Origin of the sequence: Micromonospora sp. NPDC005257, from assembly GCF_042872445.1 — a bacterium.
Taxonomy (GTDB): domain Bacteria; phylum Actinomycetota; class Actinomycetes; order Mycobacteriales; family Micromonosporaceae; genus Micromonospora.
In genome coordinates this window covers 329,821-342,915 of record NZ_JBIAKL010000001.1, presented here as the reverse complement: position 1 = coordinate 342,915, position 13,095 = coordinate 329,821, and the positions used below count along the sequence as shown (strand labels likewise).

The window sequence follows — 13,095 nt, the reverse complement described above, 5'->3', positions numbered from 1 at the left end:
ACAGACATGGCGTTGCACCCCGCCGGGCGTCCGGCCCCGTCGGCCGGCGTCGCCCCGCTCACCGCAGGGCCGTCGGCGGTCACCGCCACGCCCCGCGACGCCGTAGCCGCCCGGTGCGTGCTGAGCGCCGCCTCCTCGCTGCGCCTCACGCTCGGCGACACCACAGCCGATCTCCTCTCCGCCCACGTCGTCCTCCCCGACGGCACGATCGTCCTCGCCGTCGACGCGATGAGCCGTACCGGCGGTCTGCTGGTCGCCGCGCGCGGCCAGGGCAGCGCGGTACGCCTCGACGTCACAGACCTCGCCCCGGTCGCCGTACGCTCCCGGGTGCGGGCCCGGCTGCGGGTCCTCGGCACCGTCCGCCGCTTCGACCCGGCCGCCCTCGACGCCTGCGACCCGGTCACCGTGATGTCGCTGCTCGACCTGCCCTCGGTGGCGTTGTGGGCGATCGAGCCGGACGAGATCGTCCTGGACCGGGCCGCCGTTCCCGTCGCGGTGGACCCCGGCGCGTACCTCGTCGCCCGGCCGGATCCGATCGCCGTCGACGAGGCGGTCCACCTCGCGCACCTGACCCGGTGCCACGGCGACGTCCTCGACCGGCTCGCCGCGCTCGTCGACCCCGCCGTCAGCGCCGGCGCGGCCCGGATCGTCCCGGTCGCGCTCGACGCCGAGGGCATCGTGCTGCGCGCGGAGCGGCCGGACGGTCACGCCGACACCCGGCTGCCCTTCACCCGCCCGGTCGCCACCGGCACCGGCCTGACCGAGGCGCTGCGGACGCTGCTCGCCTAGCCGGCGCGCTCGTGCCGGTCGCCTCGGCGTCCTACGGCACGCATCGCGGCGGCCGCGAGAAGGCAGGCGGTGGTGACCGCGGCGAGCAGCAGGTGGTAGCCGCCGTTCGACAGGAGCACGGCGGCCAGCAGGGGCGCGGCGGCTCTGGCGGTGGTGACGGGGGCGGTGAGCCGTCCGGCGATGGTGGCGTAGGCGGTGGTCCCGTACCGGTCGGCGAGGATCGCGGGGGCGGCGAGGCTGGAGATGCCGAAGCCGAGGCCGAACCCTGTGACGGTGATGACGGCGCCCACCCGGCTTCCAGCGGTGAGGGGCATGGCGAGGACCGCGACGGCTTGGACGGCGAAGATCGCGGCGACGACGGTGGCGGTCGGGAGGCGGCGGCGGGCGCCGGTGAGGACGAGTCGTCCGGTGACGGACAGGACGCCGAGGAGGCCGGCGACGGCGGCGGCGAACGTCGCGGGGTGCCCGCGGCTGGTCAGGTAGCCGACGAGGTGGACGGCGACGGTGCTGGTGGCGGCGCCGTGGGCGATCAGGGCTGCGGTGAGGATCCAGAATCGGCGGTCGCGCATCGCGGCGCGGGCCGCCGCTTGTCGCGCGACGACAGGTGACGCCGCAGGGCCGGCGGGGGTGCGGTGCGGCGGTGTGCGGATGGTGAGGGCGTGCAGCGGGATGGTCACCGTGCCGTGGATCGCGGCAAGGACGAGGATCGCGTCGCGCCAGCCGACGTTGGTGACCAGTACGCCGGTGAGGGGCATGAAGACGGTGCTGGCGAACCCGGCCACGACCGTGATCGCGAGCAGCGCGGTGGGGCGTCTGTCTGGGGTGAACCAGGAGATGACGACGGCGAAGGCGGGTTCGTAGAGGACCATCGCGCCGGTGACGCCGATGCCGACCATGACGACGTAGAGCTGTCCGATGGTTCGGACCTGGGACCAGGCGACCAGGAGGGCGGTGGCGGCGATCGAGCCGGCGGTCATCAGGCCTCGTCCGCCGTGCCGGTCGAGCCACCTGCCCACAGGGACGGCCGTCAGCGCGCCGGCGAGGACGCTGGCGGTGAGCGCGCCGGTGACGGCGGTGGTGGAGGCGCCGAGGCCGGCGGCCATGGGGCCGAGGAGAACCGCGTAGGCGTAGTAGAGAGTGCCGTACCCGATGGTGCTGGTGACGGCGAGGGCGGCGACGATGCGCCACCCGTGGCGCCCGCCGACCGTGGGGCCGGCGGGCGCCGTCGTGGTGGTCATCAGCTGGTGCAGCAGCCGCCGGTCTGGCCGCCGGCCGGCGTGTCGAGGCCGACCAGGGTGAGCGGTGCGGACAGCAGGCCCCCGGAGATCCCGGTTGCCAGCCCTTGTGTGGCCGGCTGGGCCGCCGGCCCGGAGCCGCAGCAGTTGTCGGTGTCGGTGGAGTCGGCGGGGTTGCTGTTGCAGACGCCGGTCTCGGGCAGGTCGAGCTGGACGTCGCGGGCGGCTTCCCAGTCTCCGGCGAGGGCGGCGACGACGGAGCGGACCTGCTCGGAGCCGGTGGCCATGAGGAACGTCGGCGCGCGGCCGTAGCTCTTCATGCCGACGGCGTAGTAGCCGACCTCGGGGTGGGCGAGTTCGGCGGCGCCGTGCGGGGGGACGGTGCCGCAGGAGTGCTCGTTCGGGTCGATCAGCGGGGCGAGGGCGCGGGTGGCGCCCATGACCGGGTCGAGGTCCAGACGCAGCTCGGCCGCGATCGAGTGGTCGGGGCGGAAGCCGGTGGCGGCGACGACGCGGTCCACGGTCACGGACTCGTCGGTGCCGTCGGCGTGCCTGACGACCACGGCGACCCGGCCGTCGGCCGGGGTGAGGGCGTGCACGGAGAATCCGGTGAGCAGCCGGACGCGGCCGGCGTCGACGTGGTCGCGCAGCCGGGCGCCGAGCGCGCCGCGGGCGGGCAGGGCGTCGGCGTCGCCGCCGCCGTAGGTGCGGGCCGGGCTGGCCGAGCGGATCGCCCAGACCACCTCGGTGCCGGGCTCGGCGGCCGCCAGCTCGGCCAGCGAGAGCAGGGTGTTCGCGGCGGAGTGGCCGGCGCCGACGACGAGTGTGCGCCGGCCGGCGAAGCGGTGCCGGTCGGCGCCGAGCACGTCGGGCAGGGCGTGCTCGAGGAACGCTGCCGCGTCCTTCTCGCCCCGGGCGGGCAGGCCGGAGGCGCCGAGGACGTTGGGGGTGCCCCAGGTGCCGGAGGCGTCGATGACGGCGCGGGCCGGCAGCTCGTCGCCGTCGGCGAGGCGGATCAGGAACGGCGTCTGTTCACGGCCGGCGGTACGCAGCCGGTCCAGGCCGAGCCGGCTGATCGCCTCCACCCGTGCGCCGTAGCGCAGGTGGGGCTTGAGCTGCGGCAGCTCCGCGAGGGGCTGGAGGTAGTCGGTGGCCAGCTCGGCGCCGGTGGGCAGGGCGTCCTCGGGCGGGGCGACCCACCCGGCGTCGTCGAGCAGCCGGCGGGCGGCCGGGTCGACGTTGTACCGCCATGGGGAGAACAGCCGCACGTGCCCCCACTGCCGCACGGCCGCGCCGGCGGTGTCGCAGGCCTCCAGGACGAGGAAGGGCAGGTCACGCTCGTGCAGGTGGGCGGCGGCGGCCAGACCCACCGGGCCGGCGCCGATCACCACGACGGGCGACTCGTCCAGGACACTCATCGGCGACTCCTCTGTGTTGAGAATTGTCGAATCAAGTAGGCGCGGTGGGCGGGATCGAACTGGAGGTCAGGTGGTGACGCGACGGCGTCGCCCGAGCAGCGTCAGTCGCGCCGCCGGACGGGGTGCCGGCCGATCGGCGCCGGACGGATGGTGACGGCGGCCATCAGCAGGCTCCGACCGGATTGGGGGCCGGGCGGCCCATGACGACGTCGGCTGCGGACGGGAAGCAGCCGACGCAGGCGTCGTTGATGCGGTAGTGCCGGGCGGTGCCCACTCGCTCGACGAGGACGAACCGCACCTCGGTGAGGATCTTCAGGTGCTGCGAGACGGTGGACTGGGCGAGCCCGACGGCGGCGACGAGCTCGCCCACGCTCATGGGGCGGGCGTGGCGGGCCAGGTATTCCACGACCTGCACCCGCGTCGGGTCCGCCAGTGCCCGGAACCACGACGCGTAGGTCTGCGCGGTGTCCCGGTCGAGGAGGTCGGCCACCGTCACCCCTTTATCGTTAATCGCCGATTGACGATGAAGCTTAGCAGACACCGGAGCCGGCGACCCGCGCGGCGGCGGACCCGCCACCCGAACACCCCTGCCTTGATGCATGTCTAAACAGAGACTTGCACGCTGATTAGATAGATGTCAACCTAGAGGCATGCCGAAGCAACAGGCGCTGAGCCCATTGGTCGAGCTCGACGCCGACACACAGTGCTGCCCCTCGCTGGCGCAGCGCCGGGTCCCGGCCGAGACGGCTGCGGTGCTCGCACCCGCCTTCAAGGCGCTCGGCGACCCGGTGCGGCTGCAGCTGATGTCGATGATCGCTTCCGCCGAGGGCGGCGAGGTGTGCGTCTGCGACCTGACCCCGGCGTTCGACCTGACCGGGCCGACGATCTCACACCATCTCCGGACGTTGCGCGAGGCGGGCCTGGTGGACGCCGAGCGGCGGGGCACCTGGGTCTACTACCGGGCTCGGCCGCAGATCCTGCGTCAGCTCGCCGGCCTGCTGTCGGTCGAGCCCGCCGCCGCGGCGCAGCGGTAGGCCGCCGTGGTGCCGACACCCACGGAGTCGCGCATGAGCACCGCCACCGGAGCCGACCACGCCCCGCCGGTGGCGGCACGCCTGTCGCGCCTCGACCGGTTGCTGCCGGTCTGGATCGGCCTGGCCATGGTCGCCGGCCTGTTGCTCGGCCGGATCGTTCCCGGCCTGGACGACGCTCTCGACGCCGTCAAGGTCGGTGGCATCTCCCTGCCCATCGCGCTCGGCCTGCTGATCATGATGTACCCGGTGCTGGCCAAGGTCCGCTACGACCGCCTCGACACCGTCACCGGTGACCGGCGTCTCCTGGTCTCGTCGCTGGTCCTCAACTGGGTCGTCGGTCCCGCCCTCATGTTCGCCCTGGCCTGGGTCTTCCTGGCCGACCAGCCGGAGTACCGCACCGGTCTGATCATCGTCGGCCTGGCCCGTTGCATCGCGATGGTCGTCATCTGGAACGATCTCGCCTGCGGCGACCGGGAGGCAGCGGCGGTCCTCGTCGCCCTCAACTCGGTGTTCCAGGTCCTCGCCTTCGGCCTGCTCGGCTGGTTCTACCTGTCCGTGCTGCCGGGCTGGCTCGGACTCGACGGCGCCGCGCTGCAGGTCTCCGGCTGGGACATCGCCGGTAACGTGCTCGTCTTCCTCGGCATCCCACTGCTCGCCGGCTACCTCTCCCGCCGCCTCGGCGAGCGGGTCAGGGGCCGCGACTGGTACGAGCGGCGGTTCCTGCCCAGGGTCGGACCCGTCGCACTGTACGGACTGCTGTTCACCATCGTCATCCTCTTCGCACTGCAGGGCGAGGCCATCACCGACCGGCCGGTCGACGTGGCCCGCATCGCCCTGCCGCTGCTGGTCTACTTCGCCCTCATGTGGGCCGGGTCCTACCTGCTCGGCCGGGCCATCGGCCTGAACTACGAACGCACCACCACCCTGGCGTTCACCGCGGCGGGCAACAACTTCGAACTGGCCATCGCGGTCGCGATCGGCACCTTCGGGATCGCCTCCGGCCAGGCTCTCGCCGGCGTCGTCGGCCCGCTGATCGAGGTCCCGGTCCTCGTCGGCCTGGTCTACGTGTCGCTGTGGGCCCGCGCCCGCCTGTTCGCCCCGCCGGGAGCCCGGCCATGACACACGGAGACCCGATGAACGACAAGCCCAGCGTGCTCTTCGTCTGCGTGCACAACGCCGGCCGGTCCCAGATGGCCGCCGGGTGGCTGCGCCACCTCGCCGGCGACACCGTCGAGGTCCGCTCCGCCGGCAGCGCACCCGCCGGCCGGGTCAACCCTGCCGCCGTCGAGGCCATGCGGGAGGTCGGCATCGACATCACCGGCCAGACCCCCAGGCTCCTCCGGTACGAGACGGCGGAATCCTCGGACGTCATCGTCACCATGGGCTGCGGCGACGCCTGCCCCGTCTTCCCCGGCAAACGGTACGAGGACTGGAAGCTCGAAGACCCCGCGGGCAAGGGCGTCGACTCGGTACGTCCCATCCGGGACGAGATCCGCACCCGGGTGGAACAGTTGCTCGCCGAGCTGCGCGCCACCACCTGACATCCGCCCGCACGGTCACCCGACGGGTTGCACTGACGGTGGTCCGGTCCCGATTGCACCGGCACGCGGCCGGCGTTGATGCAACGATGCAGGCGTGGGAACTGCGAAAACTGCCACCCCTGCCATCTCGCCGCTCGCCGGTGAGCCGATCAAGCGCGCCGATGCCGAACGGCTCGCGGGAGTGCTGAAGGCCTTCGCCGACCCGGCCCGGCTGCGCCTGCTCAGCCTGATTCAATCCGCTCCGGAGGGCGAGGCGTCCGTCAGCGACCTCACCGCGCCGCTCGGTCTCTCCCAGCCGACCGTCAGCCATCACCTTCGGATCCTCACCGAGGCGGGCCTGCTCGAGCGGGAGAAGCGGGGCGTGTGGGCGTACTACCGCCTGGTGCCGTCCGCGATCTCGGCGATCGCCGAGTTGTTGACGCCGCCTCGTAAACGGCCGACGAAGAAGGCCCGCTGAGCCGGCGACCGCGAAGCACCCGCCGGCCCGACCCGGTCGCACCCTGGAGCGTCAGCCCTCCACCGGGAAGTTGGACCGGATGCGGCCGTCCGGATCGTGGCGGCGCTTGACCGTCCGGAGCCGGTCCAGGACGGCGGGGGTGAACGCGTCGGCCAGCGTCTCGTCCGGGTTGAGGAAGGTCACCGGCTTGCGCCCGCTGACCGGCAGGGCTTCGGCCAGGGCCCGCTGCCGCGCCGTGACCGCCGCCGGGTCGGTGGGCACGCCGAAGAGGTAGAGCGCGTACGGCTCGGTGAGCGGGCCGTGCGGGCTGTCGGAGGCCCGGGCGAGGGCACCGCCCAGGTGGCGGAGCTGGACGCTCAGCAGCGGGGCGATCGGATCGGCCAGCAGCGCCTCGCCCGCCTCGTCGTCGAGCCTGGTCAGCAGTTCGGCGCGGGATGCGCCCGGGCCGGGGTCGGTGGGCTCGGCGGTGATGCCCCCGAGCTCGGTGACCGGCATGATCCGCCTGCGGTCGGAGATCGGCGGGGCCAACCGGTCCAGCGGGGCGAGCAGGTCCCGGGCCGTGGTGTCGTCGCCGAGGTACGTGACGTCGAGGGCCACCATCGGCTCGGCGCCGGGGAAGTGCAGCAGGTCCATCCAGACGGTCAGCTCGTCGGGCGCGGTGGCGGTGATCCCCCGGTACGCCCGCAGCACGTCGCCCGCGTGCGCCGCCGCCCACAGCATCCGTCCGCCGAACAGGCTCGGCGCGGGGTGCAGCGCGACTTCGAGCGCCGTGACGACCGCGAAGTCACCGCCGCCGCCGCGTAGCGCCCAGAACAGGTCGGGATCGGTCTCGGCGGTGACGCGCCGCTGCCGCGCCTCGGCGTCCACCACGTCGAACGCGGTGACCGCGTCGGACACCCAGCCGTACGCGCGGCCGAACCAGCTCAGTCCGCCGCCGAGCGCCACCCCGGTCACGCTGACCACCGGGGAGCTCCCGGGCAGCCCGGTGAGCCGGTACGGCGCGGCGGCGGCCTGGAGGCGGCCGGAGGAGACACCCGCGCCGATCCGGGCCCGGCGGGCGCCTGGGTCGATCCGCACGATGTCCAGCCGGCCGGTCCGCAGCAGGATCGTGCCGTCGGCGCGGCCGGTGGCGCCGTGCCCGTTGGGCTGCACGGCGATGCCCAGTCCGGCCGAGCGGGCGTACCGGACGAGCGCGGCGACGTCGTCCGCGTCGGCGGCCTCGACCACCGCCGCCGGCGACTGCGCGACGGCCAGGTTCCAGGGCCGCCCGGCCGCGTCGAAACCGGCGTCCCCCGGCACCAGGACCCGGCCCCGGACGGCGGAGCGAAGCGGGTGCGGCGCTTTCGTGATCATGTCCATGAGCCCACACTAGGGTCGGAAAGACCCGCACCAGGGTGCATTCGCATGACGGGTTCGTGGGCCGATCCGGCGCGACCTCGGCATCGATTTGCAGCTGGAACTTGCCGGCTCCGCCGGCCGCCGTACCGGCGGGGTGCCGGTCGGGCGGCGCACCGGGTCAGGCGTTGCGCGGGCGGTGGGCGACGGTGAGGACGTGGGTGGTCGGCCAGTCCAGCGGCCGGCCGTCCAGGCCGGTCAGGGACGCGACCGGCGCGATCCGGTTGTCGATCACCCAGTCGTTGCGGACCGGAGCCGAGGCCGGGCCGATCTCGAAGCCCACCTCGGTGAGCAGGCCGGTCCAGTCGGCGAAGCTCAGGCCGCAGAACTGCTCCCTCGTCTCCGACAGCCAGTTGTCGGTGTAGTCCTTGCGGGTCAGGTAGTCCATCGCCGCACCCAGGCCGATGCGGACCGCGCCGTCGGCGAGCGGCTCGTACGCGCAGCCGAACGCGAAGTCGACGGCGAACTGGTCCAGCCGCGCCCGGGTGGACAGCCCGGAGACGTACCGCTTGACCTCGGCCGAGGACAGGCCGGCGAGATCCCGGCGCGGTGTCGCCGGGTTGTCCCCGTCGTCGGTGGCCAGTCGCAGGATCACCGGCCGGTCCGGCTCGTCCGGCCCGCACACGTCACTGTTGATCCAGACGCCGCCGGGCGCGGTGTGGTCGTGGATGCGGCGGGCGAACTGCAGCAGCGACTCCCGCTGCCGCCCGTACGACCAGATCTCGTGGGTGAGCGCGAAGGTGAGCGTGGTGTCCACCGACCGGTCCTTGAACACCGCGCCGCCGAGCACGTTGCGGTGGAAGAAGTAGACGTTGGCGTTGCGGAACACGCCCTGCGCCTTCTTGTGCAGGCACTCCTGGTAGAGGTGGCGGGCCACCTCCACGCCGATCAGGTCGCTCTCCCGCAGCGCGGCCTCCCGGTCGGCCAGCTCCAGGACCGAGCCTGCGCCGCAGCCGATGTCCACGATGCGGCCGGGCTGCACGTACCGGCGCACCGAGTCCCACTTGCGTTGCGCGGCCGAGGCGAACGCCTCCACGTACGTGCGGTAGTCGCGGGTCACGGTGAGCCCGCCCTCGTCGCCGACCAGCGGGTCGTTCACCACCGACCGGATCGCCTCGACCAGCCGGTAGCGCTCGAAGACGTCGATGGTCGCCGGGTGGGTGAGCGTCCGCCAGGTGTCGTCCCCGGCGGCCAGGCGCAGCAGCACGTCCCACGGCCGTTCGGGCGTCTCGGGCAGGTCCGGGTCGGCCTCCACCGGCGCGATCGGGAAGCCGAGCCGCTCGTACAGCTTCGCGACCTCCGGGGTGGAGCAGGCCACCACCGTGTCGGCCGGGACGAGGTCGATCCCGGTGGCCACCGCGATGCTCTTGAGCGTCACCTCCGCGAACGCGTCGGTGTACGCGGTGTCGAAGATCGGCACGGCCAGCGAGCGCAGCCCGGTCAGCACGCTGAACCGCTCGATCGCGGCCTCCCGTCTGTGGTACGCGACGGGGTTGCGCCTGGTGTTCTCGTGGTTGGCCGACGTCACCGCCCAGACCACTGTGGCCTCGTCGCCGGCGAGCCGGCTCAGGTAGTCGGCCTGGAACCGGGTCAGCAGGTGATGCCGCCCCGGGAAGAGCACGAAGCGGGTCGGCAGGTCGGTCATGGGCACCTCGCCTGGGCCGTGGAGCGGTCGGTGATCATACCGGGACGCGCCAGGATCGCCACAGGTGCCCGTACCGGCCGTCGACGGCCAGCAACTCCTCGTGCGTGCCCTGCTCCACGATCCGACCGTGGTCGAGCACGACGATCCGGTCCGCGCCGACCGCCTGGCTGAGCCGGTGCGCCACGATCAGCGTGGTCCGTCCTCGCGTGGCCGCCAGCGCCGCCCGGTCCAGGTCGCGGGCTCCGGCGCTGCCGGCCTCGGCGGTCGCCTCGTCCAGGACGGCCACGGCGGGCGCGGTGAGCACCAGCCGGGCCAGGGCGACCTGCTGGGCCTGCGCGGCGGTCAGCCGGTGGCCGCCCTCGCCGACCGGCGTCGACAGCCCGTCCGGCAGGGTACGCAGCCAGGTGGTGGCGCCGACCCGGTCCAGCGCGTCGAGCAGCTCGGCGTCGGTCGCGTCCGGGGCGGCCAGGCGCAGGTCCGCGGCGAGCGGCCCGGCGAAGACGTGCACCTCCTGGCTGACCAGCGCCACGTCACGGGGGGATGTGGCCTCGCCCGTCCCGGTCAGCGGCCCGCCGTCCAGGCGTACCGATCCGTCGGTGGGCGCGATGATCCCGGCGGCGATGCCGGCGAGCGTGCTCTTGCCGGCGCCGCTGGCGCCGACCAGCGCGACCCGCTCCCCCGGCGCCAGGCGCAGCTCGACGTCGGCCAGCACCAGCGGCCCGTCGTCGTAGTGGTGCCGGCGCACCGTGACGTCCAGCGCCGCCGGGCCACGCGGGCCGGCGGGCCGGGCGGCCCGGCCGGACGCACCGGGTGGGCCGGACGCACTGGCCGGGCCGGACGCGGCGGGCGGCGCGGTGTCGGGCAGGTCGGCCACGCCGACCAGCCGGGCGAGACTCGCGCCGGCCTGCAGCACCGAGTCGGACTCCATCAGCAGCAGGCCGATCGGGTTGAACAGGCGGTGGAAGTACAGCGCGGCGGTGGTCGCCGCGCCGACCGTGACCAGGTCGTCGCGGACCAGGAAGAACCCGGCCACCAGCACCGCGGCCAGGCCGAGGAACTCCGACCTGTTGATCCGCAGCCCGAAGCGGGTGTGCAGGTTGAAGATCTCCAGCGACAGGTCGCGCGCCACGCCGGAACGCTCGGCGATGGCGGCCACGTGCGCGCCCTCGGTCCGGTACGCGCGCACCGTCGCCGCGCCGCGCAGCGCGCCGGCCATCGCCTGCGTCCGCTCGCCGGTGGCGACCCGCTCCCGGGCGTAGTACGGCGCCGAGCGCCGCAGGTACCAGCGCAACGCCAGCGCGTACGCGGGCGCGGCGACCAGCCCGGCGAGGCCGAGCCGCCAGTCCAGCGCGACCAGCCCGAAAACGGTGAGCACCACCGACAGCAGCGCGCCGACGAACGCCGGGCCGCTCACCGCGATCACGTTCGTCACCACCGCCACGTCGTCGCCGACGCGCGCCAGCAGGTCGCCGGTGCCGGCCCGTTCCAGCGTCGCCGACGGCAGGTGCAGCGCCCGGTCGAGGACGCGCTCACGCAGCCGGGCCAGCACCGTCTCGCCGAGCCGGGACGCGAGCGCGGCGCCGAGCGCGGTGAGCAGGCCGGTGAGCACCGCGGCGGCGGCGATCACCGCCACCCGTCCGGCGATCCGGGAGACCGGGGCGTCGGCGATCACGTCGTCGACCAGGCGGCCGAGCACCCAGGGCGCGACCAGGCCACCCGCGGCGGCGACCACGAGCACCGTCGCGGCGGCGGCGCTGAGTCCGGGCCGGGCGCGGAACTGGGCGCCGAGCGTGGTCCAGGTCTGCCGGGCGGACGCGACCGGCAGCAGCGGCCGGCCGGGGGTGTGCGGGTCGGGGGTCACCGCAGCGTCTCCTCGCGGTAGCGGGTGTCGGAGGCCAGCAGGCGCTCGTGCGGCCCCTCGGCGGCCACCCGGCCTTCGGCGATCACCACCACCCGGTCGGTTATCCGCAGCAGGGCCGGGCTGCTGGTGATCAGTACCGTGCCCCGGGGCTCGGCCCGGCGCGCCCGCGCCAGTCCGTCGGCGAGCTGCGCCTCGGTGGCCGCGTCGACGGCGGTGGTGGGGTCGTGCAGCACCAGCACCGGCGGGTCGGCGTGTAGCGCCCGCGCCAGTCCGAGCCGCTGGCGCTGCCCGCCGGAGAGGTTCGCGCCCCGCTCGACGAGCCGGTGGTCCAGGCCGCCGGGGTGCGCGTCCACCACGTCCTGGGCCGCGGCCGCCCGGACGGCGGCGTGCAGCTTCGCCTCCTCGGTCCGGGCGCCGGCGGCGAGGTTGGCCGCCACCGTGCCCTCGAACAGCGTCACGTCGTGCGGCTCGACGAGCACCGTGCCGCGCAGCGCGTCGACGTGCAGCTCGTCGGCGGGCACGCCGTCGACGCGTACGGCGCCCCGGCGCTGGTCCGGCGGCACCCGCCCGGACAGCAGCGCCACCAGCGCCTCGGCGTCGGCCGGGTCGTACGCGAGCACACCGACCACCTCGCCGGGCCCGACGTGCAGGCTCACCCCGTCCAGTCCGGCGTGCCCGACGTCGTCGAGGGCCAGCCGTGGCCCGTCCGTGTACGGCGGCGCCGCAGCGTCGCCGGGCCGGGTCAGCGGCTCGGCGCCGAGCACGCGCGCCACCCGGGCGGCGGAGGCGCGGGCCATCGCGAACAGTTGCACGCACCAGCCCATGGTCTGCACCGGCTCGGCGACGAACTGCGCGAGCCCGACCACTGTGACCAGCTCGCCGATGGTGAGCCGGCCGCGCAGGGCGAGCCAGCCGGCCACCCCGGCGACCGCCGCGAGGAACAGTCCGTTGGCGGCGGTGGTGAGCCCGAGGTGCAGTCCCTTGGTGTTGGCGGCGCGCAGCGTCACGGCGAGGGCGTTGCGGCTGGCGGCGGCGTACCGGCCGGCGGCGTGGTGCTGCGCGCCGATGCCGCGCAGCACGCGCAGGCCGGAGACGAGGTCGACGGCGAGCGCTGTGGTCTCGGCGAGCGCCTCCTGCTGGGAGGTGCTGCGCCGGGACAGCAGCGGCGCCATCCGTTGCAGCACCAGGACCAGCACCGGCACGCCGACGAGCACGCCGAGCCCGAGGGGGATGTCGATGACCAGCAGCGCGGTCGCCGCGACGGTGAGCGCGGTCACCGCCGCGACACCGAACCCGGCCACCCGCACCACGAGCGCGGAGAGTTCGGCGTCGGAGGCGGCGACCGAGAGCAGTTCGCCGTCGCGCAGGCCGGAGCGGTGCCCGCGCGGGTCGAGGGCACGCTCGGCGATCTCCACCCGCAGCAGGTGCGCCTCCCGCTCCACCGCCCCGAACGCCTGCCGGGCACCGTTGCGGTAGGCGAACGCGAGCACGGCGAACAGGGTGGCGAGGCCGGCGACCGAGTACGCCAGCGCCCACGGGTCGCCGGTCACCACGGCCCGGTCGATGATGACGCCGATCGCCACCGGCACGAGCGCCTCGGCGACCTGGTGCAGGCCGAGCAGCGTGACGCCGATCAGCACCGGTCGCCGCTGGCGACGCAACGCCTGGCGGAGCACGTACCGGGCCGTGACGGCGCGGCCGGCGGGTTGCGGGGACACGA

General features: G+C 74.5%; 12 protein-coding genes. 5 read left to right on the top strand and 7 right to left on the bottom strand.

Annotated features, from left to right (window positions below; genetic code table 11):
• The first annotated feature begins 6 nt into the window (after positions 1-6).
• On the top strand, positions 7-789 hold the full coding sequence (locus ACFYO8_RS01310; protein ID WP_354864109.1) for a DUF2470 domain-containing protein: 783 nt from the start codon (positions 7-9) through the stop codon (positions 787-789).
• On the opposite strand, the gene ACFYO8_RS01305 is transcribed toward ACFYO8_RS01310, so the two are convergent.
• The 3 genes from ACFYO8_RS01305 to ACFYO8_RS01295 form a co-directional block, all read right to left on the bottom strand.
• Complete coding sequence (locus ACFYO8_RS01305; RefSeq protein WP_354864111.1) at positions 786-2,027, bottom strand: MFS transporter; 1,242 nt, start codon at positions 2,025-2,027, stop codon at positions 786-788. The genes ACFYO8_RS01310 and ACFYO8_RS01305 overlap by 4 nt on opposite strands.
• A complete protein-coding gene (locus ACFYO8_RS01300) occupies positions 2,027-3,442 on the bottom strand; it encodes an NAD(P)-binding domain-containing protein (RefSeq protein ID WP_354864113.1) in 1,416 nt (471 codons plus the stop codon). Before ACFYO8_RS01300 ends, ACFYO8_RS01305 begins: the two co-directional genes overlap by 1 nt.
• Before the next feature lie 163 nt (positions 3,443-3,605).
• Positions 3,606-3,932, bottom strand: a complete 327-nt coding sequence (locus ACFYO8_RS01295) for a metalloregulator ArsR/SmtB family transcription factor (protein ID WP_354864115.1) — start codon at positions 3,930-3,932, stop codon at positions 3,606-3,608.
• A gap of 160 nt (positions 3,933-4,092) precedes the next feature.
• Between ACFYO8_RS01295 and ACFYO8_RS01290 the strand changes: the two genes are divergently transcribed.
• The 4 genes from ACFYO8_RS01290 (at position 4,093) to ACFYO8_RS01275 (ending at position 6,474) form a co-directional block, all read left to right on the top strand.
• Complete coding sequence (locus tag ACFYO8_RS01290) at positions 4,093-4,476, top strand: metalloregulator ArsR/SmtB family transcription factor (RefSeq protein WP_354864117.1); 384 nt, start codon at positions 4,093-4,095, stop codon at positions 4,474-4,476.
• Between the two features lie 33 nt (positions 4,477-4,509).
• Positions 4,510-5,595: an ACR3 family arsenite efflux transporter gene (gene arsB, locus ACFYO8_RS01285; protein ID WP_354864119.1), complete on the top strand. Its 1,086-nt coding sequence runs from the start codon at positions 4,510-4,512 to the stop codon at positions 5,593-5,595.
• Between the two features lie 14 nt (positions 5,596-5,609).
• Positions 5,610-6,017 carry an arsenate reductase ArsC gene (locus ACFYO8_RS01280; RefSeq protein ID WP_387256626.1) on the top strand — a complete coding sequence of 136 codons (408 nt, stop codon included), beginning with the start codon at positions 5,610-5,612 and terminating at the stop codon, positions 6,015-6,017.
• 94 nt (positions 6,018-6,111) lie between these two features.
• On the top strand, positions 6,112-6,474 hold the full coding sequence (locus ACFYO8_RS01275) for a metalloregulator ArsR/SmtB family transcription factor (RefSeq protein ID WP_354864123.1): 363 nt from the start codon (positions 6,112-6,114) through the stop codon (positions 6,472-6,474).
• 51 nt (positions 6,475-6,525) lie between these two features.
• Here ACFYO8_RS01275 and ACFYO8_RS01270 read toward each other — a convergent pair whose 3' ends face one another.
• The 4 genes from ACFYO8_RS01270 to ACFYO8_RS01255 form a co-directional block, all read right to left on the bottom strand.
• Entirely contained in the window at positions 6,526-7,833 is a 1,308-nt protein-coding gene (locus ACFYO8_RS01270) for an FAD-binding protein (RefSeq protein WP_354864125.1), read from the bottom strand.
• 157 nt (positions 7,834-7,990) lie between these two features.
• Complete coding sequence (locus ACFYO8_RS01265; protein ID WP_355097025.1) at positions 7,991-9,514, bottom strand: class I SAM-dependent methyltransferase; 1,524 nt, start codon at positions 9,512-9,514, stop codon at positions 7,991-7,993.
• A 34-nt stretch (positions 9,515-9,548) separates the two neighbouring features.
• Positions 9,549-11,375 carry an ABC transporter ATP-binding protein gene (locus ACFYO8_RS01260; protein ID WP_387187999.1) on the bottom strand — a complete coding sequence of 609 codons (1,827 nt, stop codon included), beginning with the start codon at positions 11,373-11,375 and terminating at the stop codon, positions 9,549-9,551.
• Positions 11,372-13,093: an ABC transporter ATP-binding protein gene (locus ACFYO8_RS01255; RefSeq protein WP_354864131.1), complete on the bottom strand. Its 1,722-nt coding sequence runs from the start codon at positions 13,091-13,093 to the stop codon at positions 11,372-11,374. Before ACFYO8_RS01255 ends, ACFYO8_RS01260 begins: the two co-directional genes overlap by 4 nt.
• Positions 13,094-13,095 lie beyond the last annotated feature (2 nt).